This is a genomic window from Bradyrhizobium sp. F1.4.3 (assembly GCF_040548375.1).
In the GTDB taxonomy this organism is placed as follows: domain Bacteria; phylum Pseudomonadota; class Alphaproteobacteria; order Rhizobiales; family Xanthobacteraceae; genus Bradyrhizobium.
Genome location: NZ_JBEPRN010000002.1, coordinates 454,276 through 473,634, shown reverse-complemented (window position 1 = coordinate 473,634; position 19,359 = coordinate 454,276). Strand labels below are relative to the sequence as shown.

The 19,359-nt window shown below is 64.9% G+C and carries 18 protein-coding genes; 6 read left to right on the top strand and 12 right to left on the bottom strand.

Annotated features, from left to right (window positions below; genetic code table 11):
* Window positions 1–28 precede the first annotated feature (28 nt).
* From ABIB73_RS09705 to ABIB73_RS09695, 3 genes are read left to right on the top strand one after another with little or no spacing between them, the layout of a single operon-like run.
* A complete protein-coding gene (locus tag ABIB73_RS09705) occupies window positions 29–1,243 on the top strand; it encodes an ABC transporter substrate-binding protein (RefSeq protein ID WP_354223409.1) in 1,215 nt (404 codons plus the stop codon).
* A 7-nt stretch (window positions 1,244–1,250) separates the two neighbouring features.
* On the top strand, window positions 1,251–2,984 hold the full coding sequence (locus ABIB73_RS09700; protein WP_354223407.1) for an FAD-dependent oxidoreductase: 1,734 nt from the start codon (window positions 1,251–1,253) through the stop codon (window positions 2,982–2,984).
* Between the two features lie 21 nt (window positions 2,985–3,005).
* On the top strand, window positions 3,006–3,800 hold the full coding sequence (locus ABIB73_RS09695; RefSeq protein ID WP_354223405.1) for an IclR family transcriptional regulator: 795 nt from the start codon (window positions 3,006–3,008) through the stop codon (window positions 3,798–3,800).
* 7 nt (window positions 3,801–3,807) lie between these two features.
* Here ABIB73_RS09695 and ABIB73_RS09690 read toward each other — a convergent pair whose 3' ends face one another.
* Together ABIB73_RS09690 and ABIB73_RS09685 are read right to left on the bottom strand one after the other, a co-directional pair.
* Window positions 3,808–5,958 (bottom strand): ADP-ribosylglycohydrolase family protein, encoded by a 2,151-nt coding sequence (locus tag ABIB73_RS09690; RefSeq protein WP_354223403.1) that lies wholly within the window; start codon window positions 5,956–5,958, stop codon window positions 3,808–3,810.
* 33 nt (window positions 5,959–5,991) lie between these two features.
* The gene (locus ABIB73_RS09685) at window positions 5,992–7,047 is read right to left on the bottom strand and encodes a LacI family DNA-binding transcriptional regulator (RefSeq protein WP_354223401.1); all 1,056 of its coding nucleotides are present in this window, start codon (window positions 7,045–7,047) and stop codon (window positions 5,992–5,994) included.
* Window positions 7,048–7,120: 73 nt separating this feature from the next.
* On the opposite strand from ABIB73_RS09685, the gene ABIB73_RS09680 reads away from it, so the two are divergent.
* From ABIB73_RS09680 to ABIB73_RS09670, 3 genes are read left to right on the top strand one after another with little or no spacing between them, the layout of a single operon-like run.
* Window positions 7,121–8,461, top strand: a complete 1,341-nt coding sequence (locus ABIB73_RS09680) for an ABC transporter substrate-binding protein (protein WP_354223399.1) — start codon at window positions 7,121–7,123, stop codon at window positions 8,459–8,461.
* A gap of 7 nt (window positions 8,462–8,468) precedes the next feature.
* Complete coding sequence (locus tag ABIB73_RS09675; RefSeq protein WP_354223397.1) at window positions 8,469–9,317, top strand: carbohydrate ABC transporter permease; 849 nt, start codon at window positions 8,469–8,471, stop codon at window positions 9,315–9,317.
* The gene (locus ABIB73_RS09670; RefSeq protein WP_354223395.1) at window positions 9,314–10,141 is read left to right on the top strand and encodes a carbohydrate ABC transporter permease; all 828 of its coding nucleotides are present in this window, start codon (window positions 9,314–9,316) and stop codon (window positions 10,139–10,141) included. Before ABIB73_RS09675 ends, ABIB73_RS09670 begins: the two co-directional genes overlap by 4 nt.
* Window positions 10,142–10,144: 3 nt before the next feature.
* On the opposite strand, the gene ABIB73_RS09665 is transcribed toward ABIB73_RS09670, so the two are convergent.
* The 10 genes from ABIB73_RS09665 to ABIB73_RS09620 all read right to left on the bottom strand — a co-directional run bounded on the left by ABIB73_RS09665 (window position 10,145) and on the right by ABIB73_RS09620 (window position 19,240).
* On the bottom strand, window positions 10,145–10,924 hold the full coding sequence (locus tag ABIB73_RS09665) for an SDR family NAD(P)-dependent oxidoreductase (RefSeq protein WP_354223393.1): 780 nt from the start codon (window positions 10,922–10,924) through the stop codon (window positions 10,145–10,147).
* 57 nt (window positions 10,925–10,981) lie between these two features.
* Window positions 10,982–11,563 carry a thiamine pyrophosphate-dependent enzyme gene (locus tag ABIB73_RS09660; protein ID WP_354223391.1) on the bottom strand — a complete coding sequence of 194 codons (582 nt, stop codon included), beginning with the start codon at window positions 11,561–11,563 and terminating at the stop codon, window positions 10,982–10,984.
* Between the two features lie 5 nt (window positions 11,564–11,568).
* Window positions 11,569–12,111: a thiamine pyrophosphate-binding protein gene (locus ABIB73_RS09655; RefSeq protein WP_354223389.1), complete on the bottom strand. Its 543-nt coding sequence runs from the start codon at window positions 12,109–12,111 to the stop codon at window positions 11,569–11,571.
* A 116-nt stretch (window positions 12,112–12,227) separates the two neighbouring features.
* Window positions 12,228–12,932: a GntR family transcriptional regulator gene (locus ABIB73_RS09650; protein ID WP_354223387.1), complete on the bottom strand. Its 705-nt coding sequence runs from the start codon at window positions 12,930–12,932 to the stop codon at window positions 12,228–12,230.
* A gap of 108 nt (window positions 12,933–13,040) precedes the next feature.
* The gene (locus tag ABIB73_RS09645) at window positions 13,041–13,784 is read right to left on the bottom strand and encodes an aspartate/glutamate racemase family protein (RefSeq protein WP_354223385.1); all 744 of its coding nucleotides are present in this window, start codon (window positions 13,782–13,784) and stop codon (window positions 13,041–13,043) included.
* Window positions 13,785–13,793: 9 nt separating this feature from the next.
* Complete coding sequence (locus ABIB73_RS09640; protein ID WP_354223383.1) at window positions 13,794–15,059, bottom strand: NAD(P)/FAD-dependent oxidoreductase; 1,266 nt, start codon at window positions 15,057–15,059, stop codon at window positions 13,794–13,796.
* A gap of 3 nt (window positions 15,060–15,062) precedes the next feature.
* Window positions 15,063–16,724 carry a thiamine pyrophosphate-binding protein gene (locus ABIB73_RS09635; RefSeq protein WP_354223381.1) on the bottom strand — a complete coding sequence of 554 codons (1,662 nt, stop codon included), beginning with the start codon at window positions 16,722–16,724 and terminating at the stop codon, window positions 15,063–15,065.
* Window positions 16,721–17,947 carry a pyridoxal phosphate-dependent aminotransferase gene (locus ABIB73_RS09630; RefSeq protein ID WP_354223379.1) on the bottom strand — a complete coding sequence of 409 codons (1,227 nt, stop codon included), beginning with the start codon at window positions 17,945–17,947 and terminating at the stop codon, window positions 16,721–16,723. The genes ABIB73_RS09635 and ABIB73_RS09630 overlap by 4 nt, the downstream gene beginning before the upstream one ends.
* 10 nt (window positions 17,948–17,957) lie before the next feature.
* Window positions 17,958–18,311 carry a RidA family protein gene (locus ABIB73_RS09625; RefSeq protein WP_354223377.1) on the bottom strand — a complete coding sequence of 118 codons (354 nt, stop codon included), beginning with the start codon at window positions 18,309–18,311 and terminating at the stop codon, window positions 17,958–17,960.
* A gap of 11 nt (window positions 18,312–18,322) precedes the next feature.
* Window positions 18,323–19,240 carry an NAD(P)-dependent oxidoreductase gene (locus ABIB73_RS09620; RefSeq protein ID WP_354223374.1) on the bottom strand — a complete coding sequence of 306 codons (918 nt, stop codon included), beginning with the start codon at window positions 19,238–19,240 and terminating at the stop codon, window positions 18,323–18,325.
* Between the last annotated feature and the right edge of the window lie 119 nt (window positions 19,241–19,359).

The following is a 19,359-nucleotide window of genomic DNA, read 5'->3' as shown; positions in this document are numbered from 1 at the left end:
AGCGGCCCATAAGAGAGAGGGAACGACGATGAGAGGGCTTTTGGCCAACGCCATGCTCGCGGCCTTGACTTCGGCTGCGATGACTTCGGCTGCCACCGCACAAGTCTCCGACGACGTGGTGCGGATCGGCGTGCTGACGGATCTGTCGAGCTGGGGGCGCGACAACAGCGGGCCGGGCTCGGTCGAAGCCGCCAAGATGGCGGTGGAGGAATTCGGTCCAACCGTGCTCGGCAAGCCGATCGAGATCATCAGCGCCGACCACCAGATGAAGACCGACGTCGGCGTGCAGATCGTGCGTGGCTGGTTCGACAACGGCAAGGTCGACGCGGTCGTCGACATCCCCAATTCCGGCATCGCGATCGCCGTGCACAACATGGTGCGCGAGCGCAACAAGATCGCGCTGCTCTCCGGCCCCGGCGCGAGCTCGCTGACCGACGAGCTGTGCAGCCCGAACACGGTGCACTTCACTTACGATACCTACGCGCTGTCCAAGGTGACGGCCTCAGCCGTGATCAAGGAAGGCGGCAAATCCTGGTACTTCATCACCGCGGACTACGCCTTTGGCCAACAGCTCGAGAAGGACGCCACCCGCTTCATCAACGAGATGGGCGGCAAGGTCTTGGGCGGCGTCAAGCATCCGACCAACACGGCGGACTTCTCTTCTTTCGCCCTCCAGGCGCAGAGCTCCAAGGCCGACGTCGTCGCCTTCGCCAACGCCGGGCAGGATACCGACAACGCCATCAAGCAGTCCGGCGAGTTCGGCCTGGTTCAGGGCGGCCAGAAGCTCGTCGGCCTCTTGATGTTCGACACCGACGTGCACGCGATTGGTCTCAAGTCCGCACAAGGCACCTACATGACCACGGCCTCCTACTGGAACATGGACGAGGCGACCCGCGCCTGGTCGAAGAAATTCTACGAGCGCACCAAGGTAATGCCGACCATGATCCAGACCGGCGTCTATGGCTCGGTGCTGCATTATCTCAAGGCCATCAAGGCGGCCGGCACCGACGACCCCGCCAAGGTGATGGCCAAGATGCGCGAGCTGCCGATCGAGGACACTTTTGTCCATGGCGGCAAGCTCCGCGAGGATGGCCGCGTGATCCGCGACATGTATCTGGCCAAGGTGAAGTCGCCGGAGCAGTCCAAGGAACCCTGGGATTATCTGGAGATCGTCAAGACCGTGAAGGGCGAGGACGCCTTCCGCCCGGTCTCCGAATCCAAGTGTCCGCTGCTGAAGAAGTGAGGCCTACATGACTGGCAACGACCACAACGCAATTGAGACTTACGAGTGCGATGTGCTCGTGGCCGGATCCGGCGCCTCCGGCATGTCGGCCGCGATTACCGCGCGCTATCGCGGGCTCGACGTACTGATCGTCGAGAAGGAGCCGCGCTTCGGCGGCACCACGGCACGCTCAGGCGGCTGGCTGTGGATCCCCGGCACCTCGCTGGCACGTGCCTACGGTATCGAGGAGACGCCGGATCAGGCGCGCACGTACTTGCGGCACGAGGCCGGCAACAATTTCGATGCCGCCCGCGTCGATGCCTTCCTGAGCGCCGGCCCCGAGGCAGTCGATTTCTTCACCACCAAGACCGCACTTCGTTTCGACATGCCGCTGGTATTCCCCGACTATCACGCTGAAGCACCCGGCGGCGCGCAGGGCGGCCGCTCCATGGTGACACGCCCGTTCGACGGGCGCGAACTCGGCGACCTCATCAAGACGCTGGGCATGCCACTGCCCGAGTTGACCGTATTCGGCATGATGCTCGGATCCGGCAAGGAGATCATCCATTTCATGCGCGTGACGAAGTCGCTAACCTCGGCGGCCTATGTTGCCAAACGCCTGTCGCGCCATCTGATGGACGTGCTGCGTTACGGCCGCGGCATGACCTTGACCAATGGCAACGCGCTCGCGGGACGCCTCGCAAAATCCGCACTCGATCTCAAGATTCCAATGTGGTTGTCCTCGCCGGTGCGCGAGCTGACGGTCGGGAACGGCACTGTGACCGGCGCCATCGTCACCCGCGAGGGACGCGAGGTGCGCGTGCGCGCACGCCAGGGCGTCGTGCTCGCCTGCGGCGGCTTTCCGCATGACGTCGAACGCCGCAGGAAAATGTTTCCGCATGCGCCGACCGGGAACGAGCACTATTCGCCGGGTCCCACCGGCAACACCGGCGACGGCCTGCGCCTTGCCGAAAGCGCCGGCGGCCATGTCGAGGATCGCCTTCCGAATGCGGCCGCCTGGGTGCCGGTGTCCGTCACCACCCGCAAGGACGGCTCGCGCGGCGTGATGCCGCATTTCATCGACCGTGCAAAGCCCGGCGTGATCGCGGTGATGCGCGACGGCAAGCGCTTTGCCAATGAAGGCAATTCCTATCACGACTTCGTCCAGGCGATGGTGAAGGCGGCCAAGCCCGGCGAGGAGATCGCCGCCTTCCTCGTCTGCGATCACAAGACGCTGCGGAAGTATGGCCTCGGCTGCGTGCCGCCTTTCCCGATGCCGCTCGGCCATCACTTGCGCACCGGCTATCTCATGCGCGGCGACACGCTCGAGGCACTCGCGGCGAAAGCCGGCATCGATGCGAAGGCGTTCGCCGAGACCGTGGCGCAGTTCAATGTCACCGCACCGCAGGGCTTTGATGCCGCCTTCGGCAAGGGCTCGAAAGCGTATAACCGCTACCAGGGTGATGCACTGCACGGCCCGAACCCCTGCGTCGCGTCGCTGGAGAATGGTCCGTTCTACGCCATCAAGATGGTGATCGGCGACCTCGGCACCTATGCCGGCATCGTCACCGACGAGAACGCGCGGGCGCTTGATGCCGAGGGCCGGGTCATCCCCGGCCTCTATGCCGCTGGCAACGACATGGCGAGCATCATGGGTGGCAATTATCCCGGCGCCGGCATCACGCTTGGGCCGGCGCTGACCTTCGGCTACATTGCCGGACGACACCTTGCCGACAGCGCCGCCAGGCGCGACGCGGCGTAAACGCATCACGCACGGAGGCGCATGAAGAGAGAAAGCCGCGGCATCCAGTCGATCGAGGTCGGCGGAGAATTGCTCCGCGCGCTCGCGAGATGCGGCGAGCCGATGATGCTGCGCGATCTTGCGCGCGAGGCCGGCATGACGCCGGCCAAGGCCCATCCCTATCTCGCCAGCTTCTCCCGCATCGGGCTGATCGAGCAGGACGAAACCACCGGCCGCTACGAGATCGGCTCGCTGGCGCTGGAGCTCGGCCTCATCAGCCTGCGCCGCCTCTCAGGCGTGCGCATCGCACGGCCGAAAATCGCGGCGCTGGCGAGTCAGATCGGACATGCGGTCTCGCTCGCGGTCTGGGGCACGCACGGCCCGACCGTCGTGCAGCTGGAAGAACCCGGCCAGCCCGTTCACATCGTGATGCGGGCCGGCTCGGTGATGGCGCTGCTGGAGACCGCGACGGGCCGCGCCTTTGCGGCCTTCCTGCCGGAGAAGACCATCAATGCCGCGCTCGAAAGCAGCCTCGATCGCCATGGCGTCGGCTACAATCCGAAGCGCGCGATGAAGGGCGCGAAGGTCGCCGAGATGCTCGCTGAAGTCCGCAAGCACGGTCTCGCCCGCGCGCTCGGCGATCCCCTGCCCGGCGTGAATGCGCTCTCCGCACCTGTGTTCGACCATGCCGGCCATGTCGCGCTGGTCATCACCGCGATGGGCCCGGAAGGCACGTTCGACGCGCGCTGGGACAGTCCCATCGCCCATGCGCTGCGCGACTGCGTCGGCAGCATCTCGAAGCGGCTTGGTCACGGGATGACCATCGCCGCCGAGTGAAGCACGCTTAGACCGGCGATATCCGCACCTCTTCGGCCGAAATCGATCCGCTGTCGACGACGAGCGCGACCGCGCCGCCCGTCAGCGGCAGCTCGCCTGCGTCCTGGACGCTGAACAGCTTCTTGTCGTCGACATGGGCTTCGATGTCGCTGCCGCTCACGCGCAGCTCGACCTTGTACTTGCGATCAAACTCCCAATCGAAGCGCTCGCCGGCGAGCACGACCTCGTCATGCACGCGCTTGATCAGGCGAACACGGCCGCCCTCGGCGCGATCGAACATCAGAGCGTAATAGCGCTCGCGTCCCTGCACGCGGGCCGCAAGGCCCCAGGCATTCGCCAGCAGCGGCATGATCTCGGACGTCACGCGATAATCCTTCCAGTCGCGCGCGCCCTGCGCGATGAATCCGAGCCCGTCGCCATTGGTGACACGCAGGCCTTCCCATCGAGTCTGGAACTGGCTGACATTGTTGACCCAGGCGTGCTTCCACATCGTGCTCAGATTGTTGTCCGGCCGCTTCAGCACGGTGTCGGCCGCGCCGCCCCAGGTCAGGTAATCCAGATAGAGCGTACCATCGACGCCGAACGGATCGCGCGTCTCGATCTCCACACCGATCTCGAAGATCGGATAGGCGTTCGTCTCCGGCGCCTGCCAGCTCAGCACGACTTGGCAGCCGCCGGTGAGCTCCTGCGCACCGCCGTAGATCTGCACCAGCTCGTCGCGCTGGTCATAGACGCTGGCGAACAGCCGCACCGCGACCGTACCGCTGCCCGTCTCCGACTCCAGCCGGCAGTCGATGCGTTGTCCCGAATGCAGGGTCGGGCAGGACACGAGCTGATAGGTCGGCATCGTGAACACCTCCTTGTCGAAGAAGGTGGGGCTCGCGATCCGCGCCACACGGCCGGGCGCGAGGCGGCGGAAGTCGATCGCGAGACTCCGCTCGCCGTTGCGGCTGTGGCCGGCGACGTTGCTGAGCTCGACCTCGTGTAGCCGGGCCGGCGAGCCGCCCTTGACGTGAAAACCCTGCAGGCTGCCCGGAAAGTTGAAATTGAAACGTGCGCCATCCTTGGCGATCGCGAGAGCCGGAGCGCCTGCCAGTGCCAGCCCCGCCGCGACCAGCGACTGCGTCTCGATCACCGCATCCGTGATCGCGGCGCCACCGTCGGCCGTCGAGATGTACATGCGGTCGGCGATGGGGGTGCGGAAATCAGGTCCGGCGTCGAGGCCGGCAAGGCCGGTGCGGATGCCGAACAGGCAGCCGACATTGCCGGCGTTGCAGTCGGTGTCCCAGCCAGCCGTATTGGCGATGCGCATCGCCTCCTGAAAACTGTTCTCGCCGTAAAGCGTCGCCAGGATAATCAGCGCGTGGTTGGGCACGACGTGACAATTGCCGAGAAACTTGTCGTAGCCATAGCGCTCGGCGATCAGCGCGCGGGTGCGCTCCCAGTCGCTGCTGTTGTCGCCGGCATGCCATTCACGAACGTCATTGACCACGCGCCGGATCAGCGCGTCCTTCGGCACGAAGCCGAGACCGACGTCGATCAGCTTCTGCACGTCGTGCTCGACGAATGCCTGCGCCTCCATCGCCGCGAGCAGTTTTGCGGCATGAACGGATTCGCCGTCATGGCTCACGCGCCCGGCCTGCTCAGCGAGATAGGCGGCCTGCTCGGGATTGCCTGGACTCACCATCGCCCAGCCGTCAATGAAGATCTGCGCGCCGATCTGCTCGGCGACGGTCGTGCCGTTCAGCGCGATCGAGCCGCTCTGCGGCGCGGGAATGCCGGCCTTTAGCCGCAGATAGGCGGTGTGCTCGGTGGAATTGCCGATGCCGCCCCACCAGAGGACCGCGCGCTCCTCGATGATGTAGTTCAGCCAGGCCTGCCCGACTTGCTTCGAGGTGAGACGCTTCGGATAGCCGTTGTCGGCGAGCGCACGGGGAAACGCGAAGGTGCCGGAGACGTCGTCGTCGGTGACGACGAGATGGTGGGAGCGAAGGGAAACGTCGCGCCGCTCGTTGACGTAATAGTTGATCGGCCCGAGTTCCTTCATGATGCGCTCATAGGTCCAGCCCTCGAAGGGCCGGCCGAGATAGACGCCGATCAGCTTGCCGAGCACGCCGGCATAGACGCGCTCCGCGTAGTCAAGAGGAATTGCCGTCACTTGTTCACTCCCGCGTTCAATTGCTTCGCCAAGTCAGACCGACGAGCGTTTCATGATCTCGAATTTCAGCTCATGGCTCTTGCCGGGCGCCCCGAGCCCGCCGGGCTGCAACCGCTTCACAAGCGTTTCGGCGGCAAGCGCGCCGAGATCGAATTCCGGCTGCCGCACCGTGGTGAGACCGAGCAGCTTTGCGACCGGGATGTCGTCGAAGCCGGCAATCGCAATGTCATCCGGAATTGAGAGCCCGGCAGTGCGCGCCGCTTCCATCGCGCCGAGCGCCAGCACGTCGCTCGCGCCGAACACGGCGGTCGGGCGCCCCCCCTTTCGCTCGAGCAGCCGCTTCATCGCGCGCGCGCCGGACTCTTCCGAATAGGCGCTGTCGGTGACGAAGTCAGGCACCAGCCCGGCCTCCCGCATCACTGCGCCGTAACCCTGCGCGCGGCGCTGACTCGGGCCGAACTCGGCCTGGATCATCGCGATGCGCCGATGCCCGCGCGCAATCAGGAGCCGCGTCATCTCGGCCGCCGCCTCCGCGTTGTCGATATAGACGCTGTCAATCGCGAGCGGCCCATCCGGCTTGTGCCGGCTTTCCAGCCGCACCAGCGGAATGCCCTTGCGCGCGAGCACGGCAAGCTGGGGCACGCGCAGATGAAAGAACGTCGCGACGACGCCATCGGCGCGCCCCTGAAGCAGCCAGTCGATGGCGCGGGCCTCGCGCTCGGGCCGCCCATCAGTGTCGAAGATCAGGACGTCATAGCCGGCCGGTGCCGCGACCGTCTGCAATCCCCGGACGAGGCCGGGATAGAACGGGTTGGTGATGTCAGGGATGACGCAAGCGAACGTCATGGTCCGCGCGCTGCGCAGCATGCGCGCGGGATGGTTCGGCCGGTAGCCGAGCCCCTCGGCGACCTCGAGAATGCGCGTGCGCGTCGCCGGCGGAACGGACGGCGTCTCCGCCTTGTTCAGGACAAGCGAGACCGCCGCCTGTGAAACACCGGCGGCGAGTGCAATATCCTTCTGCGTGGGGCGGGCCGGCGCCGGTTTGTCGGGCCCCTTCCCCCGCTTCGTCCTCGTTGTTGACGTTGCCATTTGGGTTAGTTATACGTATTACTAAAGGAAAATCAACAATCGCCGAGACCAGAGGAAACCGAGGTTCATCGCCATGACCATGACCCGACGCCAGCTTGTTGCCGCGATGCCCGCCGCTGCGATTGCCGCAGGATTGCCGCGCGGAGCCTACGCCGAGGACGGGCGCAAGGTCGTCACCTTCTGGTTCGGTCAGGCAAATTCGGACGGCCAGGCCGCGCTGCGCAACGATCTGGTCGAGGCCTTCAACGCCTCGCAGGACAAATATTTGCTGCAGATGGAAGTGAAGGGCGCCGCCGTCAACAACCTCCTGAAGGTCGCCCTCGTCGCCGGTAACGGCCCGGACATCGTGCAGACCGCGGGTCCGGCCTATCTCACCGCGATCGCCAATGCCGGCCAGGTGCTGTCGCTCGACGATTTCGCCGAGAAGTACAAGTGGAAGGAGCGCTTCCTGGCGCCGCTGCTCAACACCAGCGTCTATGGCGGCAAGCTCTACGCGCTGCCGCGCGACTACGAGTCAATGCATCTCTTCTACAACAGGGAGCTGTTCAAGCAGAACGGCTGGAAGCAGCCGACCAACCGGCAGGAGATGGAGGAGATTGCTGAGGCTGCACTCGCCAAGGGCATCATCCCCTTCGGCGCCGGCAATGCCGACTGGAAAGGCGTGAACGAGTGGCTGATGACGGTTTTCCTCAACAACGTCGCCGGCCCCGACAACGTGCGCAAGGCACTGTCCGGCGAATTGCCCTGGACCGCGCCGCCCTTCGTCGAGGCCGTTGAACTGTCGAAGACCTGGTTCAACAAGGGTTATTTCGGCAAGAACTATTTCTCGCTGACCATCGAGCAGAGTTTTCTCCAGGTCGTCAACGGCAAGGCGGCGATGGCGCTCAGCGGTACCTGGTCGTTCGGCACCAAATCCTACGGCATGTCGAAGCCCGACGCGGTGATGGACGTGATGCCGACGCCGACGCTCGGCTCGGCCTTCACGGGATCGCTGGTGCACCTCGCCTGCGGCGCGACGCTGTCGATCGCCAAGAACTCGCAGAACGCGGAAGGCGCGGCCGCCGTGTTCGAGTTCATGCTGACGCGCAAATTCTACGAGACCATGAACCGCGACTGGCCGGGCAAATGGGCGCTGCCGGTCAAGGACCTGCCGCCGGACATGCTCCAGGGCATCGGCTATCCCCTGTTCGAGAAGACGATCGCGAATCTGCACGAGGCCTTCAGCAAGGGGCAATACGGCTTCACGACCTGGACGTTCTGGCCGGGCGCCACCAATTCCTATCTGATCGAAGGCATCGAGCAGGTCTGGCTCAACAAGATCACGCCGGACGCTTATCTCACGCGGATGCAGACGCTGTTCAGCCAGGAAGCGAAGGAAGGCAAGGTGCCGCCGCTGCCGCCGCGGACGGCCTGATCCTAAGATGTGGCTGTTCGCGCTTCCGGCGCTGCTGATCAACGTCTGCATCATCCTGGTGCCCGCCGTGCTGACATTCACGGCGGCATTCTTCATGTGGGATGGTGTCGGCACGCCGGCATGGGCGGGCCTCGCCAATTTCCAGAACATGGTCGCCGATCCCGTGTTCTGGTCGGCGCTGACCAACAACTTCATCTGGACCGCGATCTTCCTCACGGTGCCAGTCTGCCTCGCGCTGGTGATGGCCGCGGCACTGCTGATGGCGCCAAACGCGCGCATCGTGGTGCAGTCCATTATCTTCCTGCCGCGCATCATCGCGGTCGCGGTCACCGGCCGCATCTTCCAGGGCATGATCTTCAGCCCCGCCACCGGCATCGTCGCCTGGCTGAACGAGCGCGGTTTCTCGATCTCCGATCCCCTCGCTGATCCCGACCGCTCGCTTTATGCGGTCGCGGCCGTCGACATCTGGCACTGGTGGGGCTTTCTCGCGGTCGTGTTCCTGTCGGCGATGCGGCAGATCAGCATCGACCAGATCGAGGCGGCGCGGCTCGATGGCGCCGGCTTCTTCGCGCTGTTCCGTTACGTACTGATCCCGGGCATCCGCCCGACACTGACCTTGATGCTGATCCTGACCGTGATCTGGTCGTTCCAGGTGTTCGAGTTTATCTTCATCGTCACCCGCGGCGGCCCTGCGTATGGCAGCGAGGTGTTGGCGACGTTTGCCTACCGCCATGCCTTCTTCGAGGGCGACGTCGGCCAGGCTGCGGCGGCGGCTTGCGTCATGAGCCTGTTCGGCCTGTGCGCGACTGCCGTCTATCTCTGGCTCCAGATCACCGACGACGCGCAATCGACATGATCGGGGATCGCTGGAGCAGGACGTTCAGCCTTGGGTTGATCGGCATTGCATCGTTCAGCTCGCTGCTGCCGATCGTGCTCGCCGTCATGAACGCGCTGAAGACGACGGTTGAGATCGGCGCCAATCCGCTCGCGTTGCCGACCCAGCTGCATTGGGAGAATTTTTCCTCCGCCTGGCGCAACGCCCAGCTCGGCCCGAGCCTGTTGCACAGCGCCGAGGTCGCGATCCTCACCATCCTGATGGTTTGCGTCACCGCGACGCCCTGCGCCTATGTACTGGCGCGGCAGAAAGGCAAGTTCTGGCGCTTCATCACCTTCTATTTCATGGCCACGATCACCGTGCCCGTGCAGCTCTACCTCTACCCGCTCTACTTCATGTTCGCGAAGCTTGGTCTGGTCAATTCGATCCCCGCCGTGGCGCTGATCTATACCGCGATGTTCTCTCCGTTCGCGATCTTCCTGCTGCGGACCTATGCGCTCGCCATTCCCGTCGCGCTTGAGGAAGCGGCCCAGGTCGACGGTGCAAGGCCGTGGCAAACGTTCTGGTACGTGATCCTGCCGATGATGCGGCCGGGGCTGCTGACGGTCGCGATCATCGTCGGGCTGAATGCGTGGAACGAGTTCGTCATCGCCGTGACGTTCCTTCAGAACGACAGCACCGTCACCGCGATCGTGCGCTTCTATAACCTGACCGGCCAGTACTCGACCGACTGGGGCGAGATGCTCTCCGTCGCCGTCACCATCGTGCTGCCGATCGTGGTGATCTTCGTCCTGCTGCAACGCCAGTTCATCGACGGCATGACGTCGGGCGCGGTGAAGTCGTAGGCCCTACTTGTCCTTCACCGGCACCGTGTAGTTCAGGATCAGGCGCCCGCCATCTGGATAGATGGTCTGCCCGGTGATGTAGGACGCATCGTCGCTGGCGAGGAAGGACACGACGGAGGCAACCTCGCTCGGCTCGCCGCCACGGCCGGCCGGCGTGCGTGACATCACGGTCTTGCGGGCATCCTCGGAAGTGTAAATCGACGACGCCACCATGTCGGTCAAAATCGTGCCGGGCCCGACCGCGACGACGCGGATATTGTGCGGGGCAAGCGCGACGGCGGCCACCGAGGTGAGCTGCTTCATGCCGCCCTTGGACATCGCGTAGGTCGCAAGCGCCGGGATCGCCAGCAGCGCGTTCACCGAGGACATGTTGATGATGACCCCGCCACCGCCCTGCGCGATCATCTGCTTCGCCGCCGCTTGGACACCGAAGAACGCGCCTTTCAGGTTGATGGCGATGACGTCGTCAAAATCCTGCTCGGAAATATCGAGAATGTCCTGGTTGCGGGCGACGCCGGCATTGTTGACCATGATGTCGAGCCGGCCGAACTCCTTGGCGGCGGTCGCGACGAGGCGATCGACGTCGTCGCGCTTGGCAACGTTTGCTGGAACGGCGCGTAAGGCATCTGGCCGCCCGAGTTCGGCAGCCGTCGCGGCAAGGCCATCGGCATCGACGTCCGAGATGACGACCTTGACGCCGTCGTCCAAGAATCTCTTCGCGCAGGCCCTGCCGATGCCGCGCGCTGCGCCGGTGATGGCGGCGACCTTGCCGGATAGTTTCATGGGTCTCACTCCAGAATAGCTGCTGGCGGCGAACCTATTCCGGGCAAGGGCCCCAGCTCAAGCCGCCGCAAACCCGAGATGAGCACGGAACCGGTTCTTGATAAAGACGGCATCGCGCGAGGGCAGCGAGCGCGGCGGGTTTTCTGCGGCCACCTTGATGACGAAGAGCCGCGGACCCTCGCCCGGCTCTTCTGCGAGGCGTCGCACCTCCTCGATCGTCCGCATGGTTCTCGTCGCGGCAAAACCGCATGCCGCGGCGATCGCCGTGAGATCGACGCCGCGCCCGGTGTGGCTCGCCTGCATCCCGGTCTCGCCAAAATGCTGGTTGTCGATCACGACGATGTCGAGATTGCGCGGACGCGCAACCCCGATGGTGGCGAGACCGCCGAGCCCCATCAACTGCTCGCCGTCTCCAGTCAGGACCATGACATTTTTTCCCGGCTGGGCCTGGGCAAGGCCAAGCCCGATCAGCGCGGCACCGCCCATCGCGCCCCAGAGATAGAAATTGCCGTCGTGATCGCCGACGGAATGAAGGTCGTAGGTGGGCGAGCCGAGGCCGGAGACGACCAGCGTGTCCTTGCGATTCTTGAGGAGAGCCGCAACAGCAGCCCGGCGATCGAGTTGAGAGGGACTGGACATCGAGATCACCACTTCTTCTTGCCGATCAGGCGTTGCCCGATCAGGACTGCGATCTGCTGGTCGGAATCATAGGCAAGCGCAGCGGCCGATTCGACCGTCTCGACCAGATCCTCCGGTGTCTCCCCGCGCATCACCTTCAGGCCGATGGCCTCGAGCGAAGGCTGCGTCGCCCGGCTCATCGGCACCTGCCAGGGATTGAACTCGGCCCATTCGCCGCGCATCGTCACCAGCATCAGCAGCGGAAAGCGGCCGATCGCCGACAGCGACAGCATGTTGATGCAATTGCCGACCCCGCTCGACTGCATCAGCAACACGCTACGCTGGCCGCCAAGCCAGGCACCCGCGGCGATCGCAATGCCTTCTTCCTCGGTGGTCAGCACATTGGTGGTGACGTCGCGGTCGGCCGAGAACAGGCGGATCAGCTGACTGTGGCCGGCATCCGGGACGTAGGACATCTGCCTGACGTCAGCGGCTTTGAGGATGCGATAGAGTTCGGACGGCCAGTCGTCGCCTGTGCGAGAGTCGGAATTCGGTTGAGGGCTGTGCACCGCGGGTCTCCGTGAGATTCGGGAGCACGCTAGCGATGTTTTGGCGTGAAAGCTCTGACCGTCTGGCACGACCAGTTATCGAGGGATTGTATAGCTGCTGCGCGCGCTGCAGCGGCTCAATTCGCCGTCGACCTCGCCGTAGCCGGCATGTAAATCTGCGCGTAGCCTTCCTTGATCGCGGAGGTGATGCGATCGAGGCGGCGGTCGATGTGCTTTTCCAGCACCGAGACGCAGGCCTCTTCGTCGCGTGCCTTCAAGCCTTCGACGACGGCCCGGTGCTCGGCCTGGGTGTTGGAACGGTTGATGCGGTCCATGTCGATCCAGCGCACGAAGCGGATGCGGGCGTTGACGTTGCGCAAGACGCGCAGCATCTCGGCATTGTTCGACATCGCCATCAGCCGCTCGTGAAAGGTCTCATCGAGCTCGACCAGCTCGACCGAGGAGCGCTCGCCGGGATCGGGCCCGGTGGCCTCGAGGAATTTCAACAGTGCGTCGATGTCCTCGTCTCTGGCGCGCTTGATGGCGAGGCGGATCGAGGCGACCTCGATCGACTTGCGCAGCTCGTAGAGATCGAAGATCTCGTGCGCGTCAAGCTCGCGGCAGAAGAAGCCCTTGCCCGGCGTGAAGCGCAGAAAGCCTTCGGTGTTGAGGCGATTGAGCGCTTCGCGCAACGGCGTGCGGCTGACGCCGAGGCGTTTTGCCAGCTCGCCCTCGTTGAGCCGTTCGCCCGGCTTGAATTCATAGCTCACGGCCATCGCCTTGAGCTGTTCATAGACGCGATCGACGATGCTATCGGAAGCCAGTTCCACGTTGCTCTTCATCAGCTGCATTCATGCCCGAACACAGCTCAATATACCGGGGCTGTGCGGACGATGGCAATGCAAACCACAACTTGGCGGAGTTTGTTCAGAGCTTTGCGACGACCGGAATCAGGCAAAGACGCGCGGACGCAGTCCAGCATGAAACCAGGTGATCATGGAATAGATGTCATAAACCGGCAATCCCACTTCGGCTTGCAACGCTGCCGCATAGGGCGGCATGTTGGTGCATTCGAGCACGATGGCGCCGACATCCGGATTCTCGGCGACGAGCTGCTTGCCGGCCTCGACCACGTCGCGTTCGGCTTGGGCGATGTCCATATCGTCCTTCTCGGCCTTGATCAGGACACGGAAGAATTCCTTGCCGTTCTCGGTGCCGACCAGCGGCGTGTCGAGCGGCACACCGGCGCCCTCGAGATGGGCCGGCGTCAGGGTCGAGCCCGACACCGTGACAAGACCGACGCGCTTGCCCGGCGGCAAGGTCGCCTGCACCCACGGCACCTGCATCAGCGACGAGGTCGCAACCGGCACGCCGACCGCAGCCGCGATTTCCTTCTGGAACAGCGAGAGGAAGCCGCAATTGGTGGTGATGGCTTCGGCCCCTAAGCGCACCAGGTCCTTCGCTGCATCGATGAAATCGGGCAGCAGGCCGGCCGCGCCCTTCAGCACCACCTTCTCCGGCGATGCACCGCTCACCACGCGATAGAGCACGGGGAATGGCCAGGTCGTGCCGTTGCCCATGTCGCCGGGAATGCGGGGGAAGCGCGCCTCCAGCATCAGGATGCCGAGCGGCGCGCCGTAGATGGCCTTGCCGCCACGGGCGATGCGGGAGGACGAATTGGCTGGAGCGGTCATGATGCGATCTCAGAGGAAGCGGGTAGGCGCGAAGGGAACAAGGGAAATCTCAGGCGTCTTGCCGCTCAGGAGCTGGGCGACGAGGCGGCCGGTGCGTGCCGAGCCGACCAGACCGACATGGCCATGGCCGAAGGCATAGACGATGTCGCGCGAGGCGCGCGCGTAGCCGATGCAAGGCCGGCCATCCGGCATGCTCGGACGATGACCGAACCAGGTTTTGATGCGCGAGGCCGGAATGTCTTTCGGCAGCTTCGGGAACATGCTGAAGAGGTTGTTGCGCAGGATCTCCGCGCGCTTCCAGTTCGGCTCGGCCTCGAGGCCCGCGATCTCGACCGTGCCGGCGGCGCGCAAGCCCTTGTCGGTCCAGTTCACGACCATCTTGGCATCGGACGCCATCATCGAGCTGCGCGGACCCGACTCGGGATTTTCGATCATGACGTGATAACCGCGCTCGGTTTCGAGCGGCAGCAGATCGCCGACGGATGCAGTGAGCCGTTTCGAATGCGCGCCGGCGGCAACCACGGCGGCGTCGCAAGGAATCTCGCCGGTGTCGGTGAGAACAGCCACGAGCTTGTCGCCGTTGAGCTTCAGCCCCGTCGCCTTGGCGCGCACGAGCTTCACGCCGCTGGCGATCGCGTGATTGGCGAGCGCCGCGACATAGGCGCCGGGATCGCGGCAGCGTCCGGCTTCCTCCACCACCACGCCAAAGGTGTAGCGCGGATGCAGGTCAGGCTCGCGCTGACGGATCTCATCGGCGCTAAGCTCCAGCCATTCGACACCAACGCGCTTGCGCAGGCGCCAGCCGAGATCGTTGTCGAAATTGCCGCGCGACGGGAAGACATGCATCACGCCGTTGCGTTCGATCAGTTCAGGGACGCCAGCTTCTTCGGCGAGCTTCCGATGCAGCAGCGGCGCGTCCTTCAGGAGATCGCGCAGCGCGAAGGCCGTCTTCTCGACGCGCGCCTCGGTCCAGCCCGAGAGCAGGTACTTGATCAGCCAGGGCAACGCCTTCGGCAGATAGGACCAGCGGATCGCGAGCGGACCCAGCGGATCCATCAGATAGCCCGGCACCTTCTTCCAGATGCCCGGCTCGGCCGGTGGAATCACCGAATGCGATGACAGCCAGCCGGCATTGCCATAACTCGCCGCCTGCTCGCCACCGGGCTCGCCCGGATCGATCAGCGTGACGCGATGACCCTCGCGCAGCGCCTCGATGGCGCTGATCACGCCGACCGCGCCGGCTCCAATGATGGCGACGTGGCGGCCTTCCGACATCGCTTACGCCTTCACTGCCGGCATGAAATCCTTGCCGACCGAGATCGCGCGCGGATCGATGATGCAGTGGAGGATCGACGGTTTTCCTGACGCAAGCGCGCGCTCGAACGCCGGCGCGAACTCTTCGGTGCGCTCGACGCGCTCGCCATGACCGCCGAACGCTTTTGCGTACATCGCAAAATCCGGGTTCTTGAGCTGGGTGCCGACGACGCGGCCAGGATAGTCGCGTTCCTGGTGCATGCGGATGGTGCCGTATTGCGAATTGTCGACGACGATGACGACAAGCGGCGCGTCGTACTGCACGGCCGTCGCGAATTCCTGGCCGTTCATCAGGAAGCAGCCGTCGCCTGCAAAGGCGATGACGGTGCGATCCGGATACTGCCGTTTTGCAAGTACCGCCGCCGGCACGCCATAGCCCATCGAACCGGAGGTCGGCGCGAGCTGCGAGGCAAAGCTGTGGAAGCGGTGATGGCGATGGATCCAGCCGGCATAATTGCCGGCGCCGTTGCAGACGATCGCGTCCTTCGGCAGGCGGTCGCGCAACCAGGTCATGACCTGGCCGTACTGGAACGTGCCTGGCAGCTCGCGGGCCTTGTCGGTCCAGGCGAGATAATCGGCATGCGCCTTGGCGGCCTCGCCCTTCCACGCGACTGCGCCTGTCGGCTTCAGTGTCTCGACGGCGGCGGCGAACGCGGCCGGCGTCGCCTGGATCGCCAGCTCCGGCTGATAGATGCGGCCGAGTTCTTCCGAGCCGGGATGCACGTGAATCAGCTTCTGCCGCGGCGTGGGAATATCGAGCAGCGTATAGGACGACGACGGCATTTCCGACATGCGGCCGCCGATGAGCAAGATGACATCGGCGCCGTCGATGCGCGCCTTTAGGCCCGGGCTCGGCCCGATGCCGAGGTCGCCGGCGTAATGCGAATGGTCGGCGTCGATCAGCGACGCCCGGCGGAACGAGGTCGCGACCGGCAGGTCGAACCGCTCGGCAAAGCGCGCGATGCTCCTGGTGGCTTCATCCGTCCAGCGCGAGCCGCCGAGAATGACGAGCGGCGCCTTGGCGCTGGCGAGCATGGCGCCGACGCGCTCGAGATCTGATGGCGCGGGCCAGCTCGCCGCCGGTTCGATGCGCATGGCATCGGCGACGGCAGCAGTTTCAGTCAGCATGTTCTCCGGCAGCGAGATCACGACAGGACCCGGACGGCCCTGCATCGCGACGCGGAATGCGCGCGCGACCAGCTCCGGAATGCGGTCGGGACGATCGATCTCGACGGCCCATTTGGCCATGGTGCCGAACACCGCCTTGTAGTCGAGCTCCTGGAACGCCTCGCGCTCGCGCATGCCGGTATCGACCTGGCCAACGAACAGGATCATCGGGGTGGAATCCTGCATCGCGATATGGACGCCGTGGCTGGCATTGGTGGCGCCGGGGCCGCGGGTGACGAAGCAGATACCGGGCCGGCCAGTCAGCTTGCCATAGGCCTCCGCCATCATCGCAGCACCACCTTCGGCACGGCAGATCATGACGTCGATCGGGCTATCGTGCAGCGCATCAAGCGCGGCGAGATAGCTCTCGCCCGGCACGCAGGTGACGCGCTCGACGCCTTGGGCGACGAGCTGATCGATCAGGATCTGGCCCCCGGTGCGGGTGTTGCGAATGGTCATGACAGCTCCCTGCAGGCTTTGGCGATGCGCTTGGTGGCCTCGCGCAAGTTTTGTTCCGAGGTGGCGTAGGACAGGCGGAAATAAGGTGCAAGGCCGAAACAGCTGCCCGGCACCACGGCCACGTCATGCCTCTCCAGCAGGTAGCGACAGAACGCGGCATCGCTGTCGATCGTGGCGCCGTCCGGCGTGCGGCGGCCGATCAGGCCGGCGCAGCTCGCATAGGTGTAGAACGCGCCTTCCGGCCGGCGGCAGGTGACGCCATCGATGGCGTTGAGCGCATCGACCACGATATCCCTGCGGCGCTGGAATGCGGCGCGGCGCTCGACCAGAATTCCTTGCGGACCGGTCAGCGCCGCGACCGCGGCCGCCTGGCTCACCGAGCACGGATTGGTCGTGCTCTGGCTCTGCACCACCGCCATCGCCGCGATCAGCTCGCGTGGGCCGCCGCCATAGCCGACGCGCCAGCCGGTCATGGCATAGGCCTTGGAGACGCCGTTGACGGTCAGCGTGCGCGACTTCAGGGTCGGCTCGAGCGCCGCGGCCGTGACGAACGGCATGCCGTCGTAGATGAGGTGCTCGTAGATGTCGTCGGCGATCAGCCAGACATGCGGATGGCGCTTGAGCACATCCAGGATCGGGCGAAGCTGCGCGGCGGAATAGGCCGCGCCGGTCGGATTGGACGGCGAGTTCAGCAGCAGCCAGCGCGTCTTCGGCGTGATCGCGCGTTCGAGATCGGCAGCATCGAGGCGAAAGCCGTTGTCCTCGCGGCACAGCACGTCAACCGGCGTGCCGTCGGCGATGCGCACCATGTCGGCGTAGCTGGTCCAATAGGGCGCGGCGAGGATGACCTCGTCGCCGGGACTTAAGCTCGCCATGAAGGCGTTGTGGATCACCTGCTTGGCGCCGGCGCCGGCGGTGATTTCGTCCGCGGCATAGGCGAGATCGTTCTCACGGCGGAATTTGTCCGCGATCGCGGCTTTCAATTCCGGCGTGCCGTCCAAAATGGTGTATTTGGTCTGGCCGGCGCGGATGGCGCGCTCGGCGGCCTCCTTGGCGTGATCCGGCGTGTCGAAGTCAGGCTCGCCGGCACCCAGCACGATCACCGGCCGCCCCTCGCGCTTCAGCCGCTGCGCGACCGCGCCGATCTTCAATATCTCGGAGACGGCGATCGCGCCGATGCGCTGCGCTGGGCGGAAGCCGGATGCGGAAGCCTGGACAGTCACGGGCCGGCCTCTAGCTGCGTGCGGCGATGGCGATCACTTCGATACGGTAGGCGGGATCCGCAAGCTCAACCTTGCCGCAGGCGCGCGTCGGCGCGTTGCCCGGCTCGACCCAGGCATCATAGACCGCGTTCATGGCGTCGAAATCGTCCATGTTCCTGAGCCAGACCTGCACGCTGAGCAGGCGCGACTTGTCGGTGCCGGCGCGCGCCAGCATGTCGTCGACCTTAGCCAACGCCTCGCGGGTCTGCTGGGCGATGTCGGCGGTCTTGGTGTCCGCGACCTGGCCTGCAAGGAAAACGAGATCGCCGAACACGGAGGCGCGGCTGCGGCGGGCGTTCTGGTCGATGCGGGTAATGTCAGACATGGGATGTCCTGTTACTTGCCGGTGGCGATGATGCGGCGGCAGTGATCGAGCGCGGCGCCGATGAGATTGTCGCTCGCCTCCGGCGTGCGGAACGCCGAATGCGCCGACAGCGTCACGTTCGGCAGTTTCGTGAGGGGATGACCGGCCGGCAGCGGCTCGACAGTGAAGACGTCGAGGCCGGCGTGCGCAATGTGGCCCGAACGCAGCGCGTCGAGCATTGCGTCCTCGTCGACGACGGCGCCACGCGCGGTGTTGATCAGGATGCTGCCGGGACGCATCAAGGCGATGTGCTCACGCGACAGGAACCCCTTGGTCTCGTCGTTGAGCAACAAATGCAGCGAGACGACGTGGCTCTCCGCGAGCAGCTTCTCCAGCGAAACGAACGCGACGCCCGGATGTGTCTTCGGCGACCTGTTCCAGGCGATCACCTTCATGCCGCAGCCCGCCGCCATGCGCGCGACTTCCGCGGCAATGCCGCCGAAGCCGATCAGGCCGAGGGTCTTGCCGGTGAGCTGAAGCGCGTCGCGGCGCAGCCAGTTGCCCTCGCGCATGCCGCGATCCATCTCGCCAAAGCTCTTGGCGGAAGCCCACATCAGCGCGATCGCGCATTCGGCAACTGCGGTGTCGCCATAACCCTTGATGGTGTGAACGGCGATGCCGCGCTGGCTAAGTTCTTCCGGATTCATGTAGCTGCGCGCGCCGGTGCCGAGGAAGACGACATGCTTCAGCTGCGCGCACTTGGCCGCAATCGCGGTCGGCACCGCGGTGTGGTCGACGATCATGATCTCGACGCCGTCGAGCAGGCTGGGCAGATCATCGGGCTTGATCGAGGGGTTGCGGTTGATGCCGACCGGCAGGTCCTGCGAGCGCAGCAGCTTGTCGGTCACTGCCGCCAGGGTGTCGTTCGCATCGACGAATAGAGCGCGCACAGGTTTCTCCTTGGATCACTGAGAATTGCGTTCAGTCTTGTATTCAGATTTGAATGCGATTTACAACCCTTGCCCTCGGGGAATTTTGCGCAATCCTGCCAAGATATTGGGCTCTTCTC

Coding starts and splice junctions, on each gene's coding strand:
- ABIB73_RS09705 (WP_354223409.1), top strand. CDS start 29: ATGAGAGGGCTTTTGGCCAACGCCATGCTCGCGGCCTTGACTTCGGCT.
- ABIB73_RS09700 (WP_354223407.1), top strand. CDS start 1,251: ATGACTGGCAACGACCACAACGCAATTGAGACTTACGAGTGCGATGTG.
- ABIB73_RS09695 (WP_354223405.1), top strand. CDS start 3,006: ATGAAGAGAGAAAGCCGCGGCATCCAGTCGATCGAGGTCGGCGGAGAA.
- ABIB73_RS09685 (WP_354223401.1), bottom strand. CDS start 7,047: ATGGCAACGTCAACAACGAGGACGAAGCGGGGGAAGGGGCCCGACAAA.
- ABIB73_RS09680 (WP_354223399.1), top strand. CDS start 7,121: ATGACCATGACCCGACGCCAGCTTGTTGCCGCGATGCCCGCCGCTGCG.
- ABIB73_RS09675 (WP_354223397.1), top strand. CDS start 8,469: ATGTGGCTGTTCGCGCTTCCGGCGCTGCTGATCAACGTCTGCATCATC.
- ABIB73_RS09670 (WP_354223395.1), top strand. CDS start 9,314: ATGATCGGGGATCGCTGGAGCAGGACGTTCAGCCTTGGGTTGATCGGC.
- ABIB73_RS09665 (WP_354223393.1), bottom strand. CDS start 10,924: ATGAAACTATCCGGCAAGGTCGCCGCCATCACCGGCGCAGCGCGCGGC.
- ABIB73_RS09660 (WP_354223391.1), bottom strand. CDS start 11,563: ATGTCCAGTCCCTCTCAACTCGATCGCCGGGCTGCTGTTGCGGCTCTC.
- ABIB73_RS09650 (WP_354223387.1), bottom strand. CDS start 12,932: ATGAAGAGCAACGTGGAACTGGCTTCCGATAGCATCGTCGATCGCGTC.
- ABIB73_RS09645 (WP_354223385.1), bottom strand. CDS start 13,784: ATGACCGCTCCAGCCAATTCGTCCTCCCGCATCGCCCGTGGCGGCAAG.
- ABIB73_RS09640 (WP_354223383.1), bottom strand. CDS start 15,059: ATGTCGGAAGGCCGCCACGTCGCCATCATTGGAGCCGGCGCGGTCGGC.
- ABIB73_RS09635 (WP_354223381.1), bottom strand. CDS start 16,724: ATGACCATTCGCAACACCCGCACCGGGGGCCAGATCCTGATCGATCAG.
- ABIB73_RS09625 (WP_354223377.1), bottom strand. CDS start 18,311: ATGTCTGACATTACCCGCATCGACCAGAACGCCCGCCGCAGCCGCGCC.